The organism is uncultured Rhodococcus sp. (assembly GCF_963525155.1).
GTDB classification, from domain to species: domain Bacteria; phylum Actinomycetota; class Actinomycetes; order Mycobacteriales; family Mycobacteriaceae; genus Rhodococcus_F; species Rhodococcus_F qingshengii.
The window spans coordinates 1-8,139 of the sequence record NZ_CAURKP010000213.1 but is presented as its reverse complement, the minus strand read 5'-3'; the positions used below and the strand labels follow the sequence as shown (position 1 = coordinate 8,139).

General features: G+C 65.2%; 7 protein-coding genes and 1 pseudogene. 4 read left to right on the top strand and 4 right to left on the bottom strand.

The window, feature by feature from the left end:
* Window positions 1-122: 122 nt before the first annotated feature.
* Window positions 123-1,340 carry an acetyl-CoA C-acetyltransferase gene (locus tag RWT78_RS25965; RefSeq protein WP_019744600.1) on the bottom strand — a complete coding sequence of 406 codons (1,218 nt, stop codon included), beginning with the start codon at window positions 1,338-1,340 and terminating at the stop codon, window positions 123-125.
* 121 nt (window positions 1,341-1,461) lie between these two features.
* Window positions 1,462-2,433 carry an SGNH/GDSL hydrolase family protein gene (locus tag RWT78_RS25960; RefSeq protein WP_042448870.1) on the bottom strand — a complete coding sequence of 324 codons (972 nt, stop codon included), beginning with the start codon at window positions 2,431-2,433 and terminating at the stop codon, window positions 1,462-1,464.
* A 71-nt stretch (window positions 2,434-2,504) separates the two neighbouring features.
* On the opposite strand from RWT78_RS25960, the gene RWT78_RS25955 reads away from it, so the two are divergent.
* The 3 genes from RWT78_RS25955 to ilvA all read left to right on the top strand — a co-directional run bounded on the left by RWT78_RS25955 (window position 2,505) and on the right by ilvA (window position 6,406).
* Complete coding sequence (locus RWT78_RS25955) at window positions 2,505-3,890, top strand: cystathionine beta-synthase (protein ID WP_003943292.1); 1,386 nt, start codon at window positions 2,505-2,507, stop codon at window positions 3,888-3,890.
* 44 nt (window positions 3,891-3,934) lie between these two features.
* The gene (locus RWT78_RS25950; RefSeq protein WP_003943272.1) at window positions 3,935-5,107 is read left to right on the top strand and encodes a cystathionine gamma-synthase; all 1,173 of its coding nucleotides are present in this window, start codon (window positions 3,935-3,937) and stop codon (window positions 5,105-5,107) included.
* A gap of 135 nt (window positions 5,108-5,242) precedes the next feature.
* Complete coding sequence (gene ilvA / locus RWT78_RS25945) at window positions 5,243-6,406, top strand: threonine ammonia-lyase (RefSeq protein ID WP_223304414.1); 1,164 nt, start codon at window positions 5,243-5,245, stop codon at window positions 6,404-6,406.
* Window positions 6,407-6,412: 6 nt separating this feature from the next.
* Here the strand turns inward: ilvA and RWT78_RS25940 are convergent, their stop codons facing one another.
* Entirely contained in the window at window positions 6,413-7,207 is a 795-nt protein-coding gene (locus RWT78_RS25940; RefSeq protein WP_003943281.1) for an FAD:protein FMN transferase, read from the bottom strand.
* The gene (locus RWT78_RS25935) at window positions 7,204-7,449 is read right to left on the bottom strand and encodes a hypothetical protein (RefSeq protein ID WP_153211881.1); all 246 of its coding nucleotides are present in this window, start codon (window positions 7,447-7,449) and stop codon (window positions 7,204-7,206) included. The genes RWT78_RS25940 and RWT78_RS25935 overlap by 4 nt, the downstream gene beginning before the upstream one ends.
* A 205-nt stretch (window positions 7,450-7,654) precedes the next feature.
* Between RWT78_RS25935 and RWT78_RS25930 the strand changes: the two are divergent.
* Window positions 7,655-8,139, top strand: a pseudogene (locus RWT78_RS25930) (hypothetical protein); the annotation flags it as partial.

Below are 8,139 nucleotides of genomic sequence, written 5' to 3'. Positions count from 1 at the left end.
CGCCCTCGTGCAACCCGCCTTGGGGAATTGTGCAGGGCATGTTCACCACCACCGCACCCCCCACCCCCGAAACGGGCCCCCCCGCCCCCCCCCGGGCGGCCGCTTTCGACGTGCTCAGGGGATCAGCTGAGGCGCTCGATCACCATTGCCATGCCCTGTCCGCCGCCGACACACATGGTCTCGACGCCGAAGGTCTTGTCCTGCTCCTGCAGGTTGTTGATCAGGGTGTTGGTGATACGGGCACCGGTCATACCGAAGGGGTGACCCAGGGCGATCGCGCCACCGGAGATGTTGAGCTTGTCCTCTTCGATGCCCAGTTCGCGAGCGGATCCGAGGACCTGCACTGCGAATGCCTCGTTGATCTCGAACAGGTCGATGTCGGAGATCGACTTGCCGGCGATCTTCAGGGCGTTCTTGACGGCCTGGATCGGGCCGAGGCCCATGATCTCGGGGGACAGGCCCGAGACGCCGGTGGAGACGATGCGAGCGAGCGGGGTCAGGCCGAGTGCCTTTGCCTTGGTGTCGGACATGATCACCAGTGCGGCTGCGCCGTCGTTGAGCGGGCAGGCATTGCCGGCGGTGACGGTGCCGTCGGGGCGGAAGACGGGCTTGAGGCCGCTGATGCCCTCGTAGGTGGTGCCGGCGCGGGGGCCGTCGTCCTTGGAGACGACGGTGCCGTCGGCGAGCGTGACGGGCGTGATCTCACGCTCGAAGAAGCCGCGAGCGATGGCTTCCTCGGCGCGGTTCTGGCTGCGAACTGCCCAGCGGTCCTGGTCTTCGCGGGTGATTCCGGTGGCGGAAGCGACGTTCTCCGCGGTCTGGCCCATACCCAGGTACACGTCGGGGATCAGGCCCTCTTCGCGAGGATCGGTCCAGGCGACTCCACCTTCGGCGAGCTTGGCGCTACGGGCCTGCGCTGCGTCGAAGAGCGGATTCTTGGTGTTGGGGAGGCCGTCGGCGTTGCCGGTGATGAAGCTGGAGACGGACTCGACGCCGGCGGAGATGAAGACGTCGCCCTCGCCTGCGCGGATGGCGTGCAGAGCCATGCGGGTGGTCTGCAGCGAGGAGGAACAGTAACGGTTGACCGTGACACCGGGGAGGAAGTCGTAGCCGAGCTGGACGGCGACGACGCGGGCGATGTTGAAGCCCGACTGACCGGCGGGCTGGCCGCAACCGAGCATGAGGTCGTCGATCTCGGTGGGGTCGAGCTCGGGGATCTTTGCCAACGCGGCGGCAACCATCTGAGTTGCGAGGTCATCCGGGCGGATGTCCTTGAGCGAACCCTTCATTGCGCGGCCGATGGGCGACCGTACTGCTGAGACGATTACTGCCTCGGGCATGAAAACTCCTTTTGTGTACTGCTCGAGGGCGGCTTGAAACGCCGTCGAGCAGGGCAAGTTGAATGCAGCTTCGACTTACAATTTACGTTGCTGCTCCCAGATGGTGGTCACGCAGTCTCACTCAGTTGACGTCGGGGCGCTGACCTGCGGGTTTGGTGCGTCTCGCGAAGGCTTTCCACTGGGTTGCCGCCGCCGTCAGTCGGGCCGCGACGGTGCGGGCTTGCGCCGCCTCCGAAACGTGGGGGAGCTCGGGTAGCGGGCCACCCTGCCATTCACCCAGAGCCGACGCGAGAACCGGGACGATCTGCTTCGCCGCGAGTTCGTATCCGGCCGCGGACGGATGGAAACGGTCGGCCGAGAACATCGTGTCGGGCGAGGCCAGGAATTCCTTGGCCAGCAGGTCGGCCAGTGGAACGGGATGACCCCCGGCGTTTCTGGTCGCGGCCGCCTGGGCGAGTGCGAGGCGATGGCCCCATTCACGCACCACGGAGCGCAGAGGTTGCGGGATCGCCGTGACCACCCCCAGATCCGGGCAGGTGCCGACAACAACGACGGCGCCGCTCTCGCGTAAGCGTCGAACCGCGTCGCCGAGGCGTTTAGCCGACGCGTGAATCGCGTTCTTGGCGGTGACGTCGTTGGCGCCGATCAGGATCACCGCAGCGTCCGGGGGAGGACCGGCGACGAACATGGCGTCAACCTGCCCACTCAACCCGCGGGAGGTGGCGCCCCCGATGGCCTTGGTGCTCAAACGGATTCGCTTCCCGGTTTCACTCGCAAGCAGCTTCGCGACCTGAACACCCGGTACTTCCGAGGCCGTCAGCGCGCCGACGCCGGCCGCAGACGAATCGCCGAAGATCATCAAGTGGAGATCGAAGGGCACGGCCCGCCACCAGAGTTCCGGGTTGTCGGCGCCGGGTGCGTACACCCCGTCCGCCTCGGGTGGCTTGGCGATATTGCGACCGATCACCCCGCGGGCCGCCCCCGCCTGCGACATCAGATAGTTGTAGCCCAACCAGGAGAGCGTGCCTGCACTCGATCCGGCCACCACCGTGGCCACCGACGCTTTCAGTCCGGTTCGACTCACACTTGCCAATCTAGCCGGATTGCACCACCTTCGCCCGACGTCCGCGCGCACCGTTTTCTTTCATCTGGGAACATGGACGAATGCGCATCGCGGAACACGTCGTCGACCTCATCGGCAACACCCCACTCGTCAAGCTCACGTCCGTCACGGGCGAAAACTTCGGCACGGTGGCAGCCAAGGTCGAATACCTCAACCCTGGCGGTAGCTCCAAGGACCGCATCGCCGTCAAGATGATCGACGCAGCCGAGGCTTCGGGTGAACTGAAGCCGGGCGGCACCATCGTCGAGCCGACCTCGGGCAACACCGGAATCGGCTTGGCGCTCGTGGCGCAAAAGCGTGGATACAAGTGCGTTTTCGTCTGCCCAGACAAGGTCAGCGAAGACAAGCGCAACGTCCTGCGCGCCTACGGCGCCGAGGTGGTCGTGTGCCCCACGGCCGTCGCGCCGGACAACCCGAACAGCTACTACAGCGTCTCCGACCGCCTCACCCGTGAGATCCCCGGCGCCTGGAAGCCCAACCAGTACTCCAACCCGGGCGGACCGGAGAGCCACTACGAGACCACCGGCCCCGAGATCTGGGCCGACACCGACGGCAAGATCACGCACTTCGTCGCGGGCGTCGGCACCGGCGGCACCATCACCGGCACCGGCCGCTACCTCAAGGAAGTTTCGGGCGGCAAGGTCAAGGTCATCGGCGCAGACCCCGAGGGCTCCGTCTACTCCGGCGGCACCGGTCGTCCGTATCTGGTCGAAGGCGTCGGCGAAGACTTCTGGCCGTCGGCATACGACCCGTCCATCCCGGACGAGATCATCGCCGTCTCGGATGCCGATTCCTTCGAGATGACGCGTCGCCTCGCCCGCGAGGAGGGACTGCTGGTCGGCGGTTCCTGCGGTATGGCCGTCGTCGCTGCCCTCGAAGTAGCCAAGCGTGAGGGCCCCGACGCCCTGATCGTCGTCCTCCTCCCGGACGGTGGCCGCGGCTACCTGTCCAAGATCTTCAACGATCAGTGGATGGCGTCGTACGGATTCCTGCGCACCCCACTCGACGGCAAGACCAACGTCCCCACCGTCGGCGACGTTCTGCGTGGCAAGTCGGGCGAGCTGCCGGACCTCGTTCACACCCACCCGTCGGAGACCCTGCGCGATGCGATCGAGATCCTGCGCGAGTACGGCGTGTCCCAGATGCCCGTCGTGGGTGCGGAACCGCCGGTCATGGCGGGCGAGGTCGCCGGAAGTGTGTCCGAGCGGGATCTGCTGAGCGCGGTCTTCGAAGGCCGTGCGCACCTTGCGGATTCCGTCGAGAAGCACATGAGCAAGCCGTTCCCGCTCATCGGTTCCGGCGAGCCGGTCTCGGCTGCCACGAAGGCGCTCGGTGACACCGACGCACTCATGGTCGTCGACGACGGCAAGCCGGTCGGTGTCATCACGCGCCACGATCTCCTGGGTTTCCTGAGTTCGGATTCCTGAGTTCGGATTCCTGCGCCGGCACCGGCGCCATTAGGCTGGGGACCATGAGTGAGCAACGCAGCAAGGCCGACAACATCAGCTGGCAGGGTTTCTCCACGAAAGCGGTGCATGCGGGTTACGAACCCGATCCGCTGACCGGTGCGGTCAACGTGCCGATCTACGCGAGTTCCACCTTCGCCCAGGACGGCGTCGGTGGAATGCGCAGTGGCTTCGAGTACGCGCGAACGGGTAACCCCACCCGTCGCCCACTCGAGGCGAACCTCGCAGCGCTCGAATCCGGAACCTACGGCCGAGCGTTCAGTTCGGGAATGGCGGCCACCGACTGCCTGCTCCGTTCGGTACTTCGACCGGGCGATCACCTGGTCATCCCCGACGACGCGTACGGCGGAACCTTCCGCCTCATCGACAAGGTCTTCACGCAGTGGGGGATCGAGTACACCCCGGCTCCGGTGTCCGACGTCGATGCGGTGCGCGCGGCGATGAAGTCCAACACCAAGCTGGTCTGGGTCGAGACGCCCACGAACCCGCTGCTCAATATCGGTGACATCGAGCTCCTTGCCGAGGTCGCCCACGAGGGCAACGCAAAGATCGTGGTGGACAACACCTTCGCGTCGCCGTACCTGCAGCAGCCGCTGCAGCTCGGTGCCGACATCGCGCTGCACTCCACGACCAAGTACATCGGCGGACACTCCGACGTGGTCGGTGGCGCTCTCGTCTGCAACGACGAAGAACTGGACACCGCGTTCGCCTTCCTGCAGAACGGATCCGGCGGCGTTCCCGGCCCGTTCGACGCGTTCCTGACATTGCGCGGAATCAAGACACTGGCGCTGCGCATGGAGCGTCACAGCGACAACGCGGAGAAGGTCGTCGAATTGCTCGACGGTCACCCCGCGGTTGCCGGCGTCATCTATCCGGGACTGGCTTCGCATCCGTCGCACAAGGTCGCGGCCAAGCAGATGCGACGCTTCGGCGGCATGATCTCCGTCCGCCTCAAGGGCGGCAAGGCGGCGGCTCTCGACCTGTGCTCGCGCACCGAGATCTTCACGCTGGCAGAATCTCTCGGCGGAGTCGAATCCCTCATCGAATTCCCCGGTGCGATGACCCACGCCTCGACGGCCGGTTCCGCTCTCGAGGTTCCCGACGATCTGGTTCGCCTGTCGGTCGGCATCGAAGACGCCTCCGATCTGGTCGGCGACATCGAGCAAGCGCTGTCCTGATCTTCGCTCTACAGTAATTCGACTTCGAATCTGCAGTGCGCCTTCACACCTCACGAGGGTGTGGAGGCGCACTTTCTGGAGGCATGCGTGAATCTCGAACAGATAAAGGCTGCACAGCAACTGCTCGCCCCGGTCATGCGACGCACCCCGGTCGTAGCCTCGCGAGTGTTGTCCGAAACCACCGGCTTCGCCGTGAGCTTGAAATGTGAAAATCTGCAGCGCACCGGCTCTTTCAAACCGCGCGGTGCGTACAACCGCATTGCCAATCTTTCCGCAGAGGAACGGGCAGCGGGCGTGGTGGCGGCCAGTGCCGGTAACCATGCGCAGGGAGTTGCCTGGTCTGCAACAGAATTGGGAATCAAGTCGACCGTCTTCATGCCGACGGGTGCGCCGCTGCCGAAGTTGGTGGCCACCAAGGCATATGGAGCTCAGGTCCACCTGCACGGTTCGACTGTCGACGAAGCGCTCGTGGCCGCTCGCGAATTCGCGGACCGAACCGGAGCAGTTCTGGTCCACCCGTTCGACCACGAGGACGTCGTGGCGGGGCAGGGGACTGTGGGGCTCGAAATCCTCGAGCAACTGCCCGAGGTCGGCACGATTCTCGTTCCCACCGGCGGCGGCGGTTTGATCGCCGGAGTGGCCGCAGCAGTCAAAGCTGTACGCCCGCAGGTCCGCATCGTCGGAGTGCAGGCCGAGACCGCGGCTGCCTGGCCGGCGTCGTTGGCAGCCGGGAAGCCGACCGCCTTGGCGTCGATGTCCACGATGGCAGACGGTATCGCCGTTGGCTGCCCTGGCGAGGTTCCGTTCGCCGAAGTTGCCGCCCATGTCGACGCCGTGGTGACGGTCAGCGAGGAAGCGCTGTCCAAAGCGCTCCTGCTGTGCCTCGAACGCGCCAAGCTCATCGTCGAACCGGCCGGCGTCGCGGCCGTCGCGGCCTTGATGACCTGTACTCCGGAGGAGCTGGGACTGACAGGGCCGGTGTGCGCCGTGCTTTCCGGCGGCAACATCGATCCGCTACTTCTCACGCACGTCATCTCGCACGGTCTGCGAGCGGCCGGACGGTTCCTCGGTGTTCACATCACCATCGACGATCGGCCGGGCGCACTGGTCTCGTTGCTGGAAGTGGTTCGAGCGAACGGCGCCAGCGTGGTCGATGTCATCCATTCCCGTACCGGTGGCGAACTTGCACTCGACGAAGTGGAAGTCTTCCTCACCGTCGAGACGCGTGGTCCGGACAACAAGGCGGAACTTCTGACGGCCTTCGACCGCGCCGGTTACGCAGTACGACTGCAGAACTGAGGCGAGTTACTCGTCAGGCCAGCCGCCCAGAACCGTCACGCGATACTCCTGGTCGACCAGCCTGGCGGGTACGTCGAGTTGATGTAGCCAGTCGATGGCCGAACCGCCCATGCCGACCGCAACCCGACTGAATGCGGCGGCCTGGGCGCAGGAAGATGCAATCACCGACACCGTGCGCCACATCGGCGTCGCCGTCGATTCGCGGTGCAGTGGCTTGACGGTGCTGGCCGTGGCGATCCCGCAGTCGGAAGGAAGTGCTACCTGGCAGGTCGGGTCGCCGGGCAGGTCTTGCACCTGAATCTGCCAGCCGTCTTCCGGCGCCGGGCCGGCAACCGCGATGTCCCCGCCGAGGCCGACCAGCACGCCACACCCGAGAAGAGTCGCAGTGGACGCGGCACAGTGGTCCGCTGAACTGGCGCGGGCCGTCGCGGACAGATCGAGAACGACGTCGTCCGGGCTGTACACGCGGTTGTTCTCGACGCGAATCTTCCACCAGGAGTGAGGGTCTGCCGACCCGGCCGTCGGCGTGAGTTTGCCGTCGGTCAGTCGTGCGACAGCCAACGCGTCTTCGAGGAAGTGCGCGAACATCGGGGTCACGGCGACGCCGTCGACGTTGCTCGCGGCGCTGACATAGGTACGAATCTCGGAGTCGGCACGATCTCGATTGGTGGCGGCGTCGGCAGCGGTGAGGTACCCGCGAACCAGGCTGGCCGCGGAGGGAAGGACTTCAGGGTCGGTGACGACGACCCGGGCCTGAACCCCCCACGTGAGCCACTCGGAGGCCGAGCGCGGAGTACTCACGAACCGTTGGAGACGGCGTCCGGGGTTCCGAATCCGGCGACCACGACGGGCCGCTTCGCTACGGGATTCTTGGTGTGAGAAGCCGACGTGTCCGGCGCGAGTGCCGTGGCAGTGGGAGAAGAAACGAGTGAAAGTCCGCCGCTTGCGAGTGCTCCCGCCACAGCCGTGGCTGCGAGGGCGAGGCGAACGGGTCGATACACCGTAGTGCGTCCCCGGGCGGGTCGTGGCCGATCGTCGCTCATGGACTCAGCTTGCACGCCGAACCTGAGAAAAGCCTTGGCGTCTGTAGTCATTTGCGTAACGCCCGCCGAGATAAATGAGACATTGGTTACAGGAGTCGCGAGACTGAGCCGTGTCGAATGCATGTTCGAAAGAGTAGATGTTCGCACCGACAAGTTTCGGGTACGACCACGTACATGGATTTTCAGAGGTTTATCGGAGGTTCGGATGGCAGTCGGTGTCCTGGCGATCGCTGTGTCGATCGGCACCGCACTGGGCGTGATGAGTGGAACTCTCGGAGCGCCCGCACAAGTCGAGAAGAACGAGTCTTCGAATGCTGCAGTCTCACTTGCAGCCTGGAACGGACCGGCACGAACTCAGGACACACCTGAGGGAATCGTGCCTTCCGTACCCTCCAACTTTCCGGGAGCGACATTGGCGCCCGTGGGAGCGGTGGCAGTGTTCGCGCCGTGGATCAAAAAGGCCGGTGCTCTGTGCTCGGAGATCACGCCCGCGGTGATCGCCTCGCTGTACTCGGTCGAGAACGGATTCAAGTACGGACCCGATACCGACATCTCACCGGAAGGTGGGCGCGGGCCTGGCCGCTTCACCACCGCAGCGTGGACGGCATACGGCAAGGACGGTGACGGCGACGGAAAGATGGACATCCTGGGCGTTGCCGATCCGGTGATGACAACCGGATACCGGTTGTG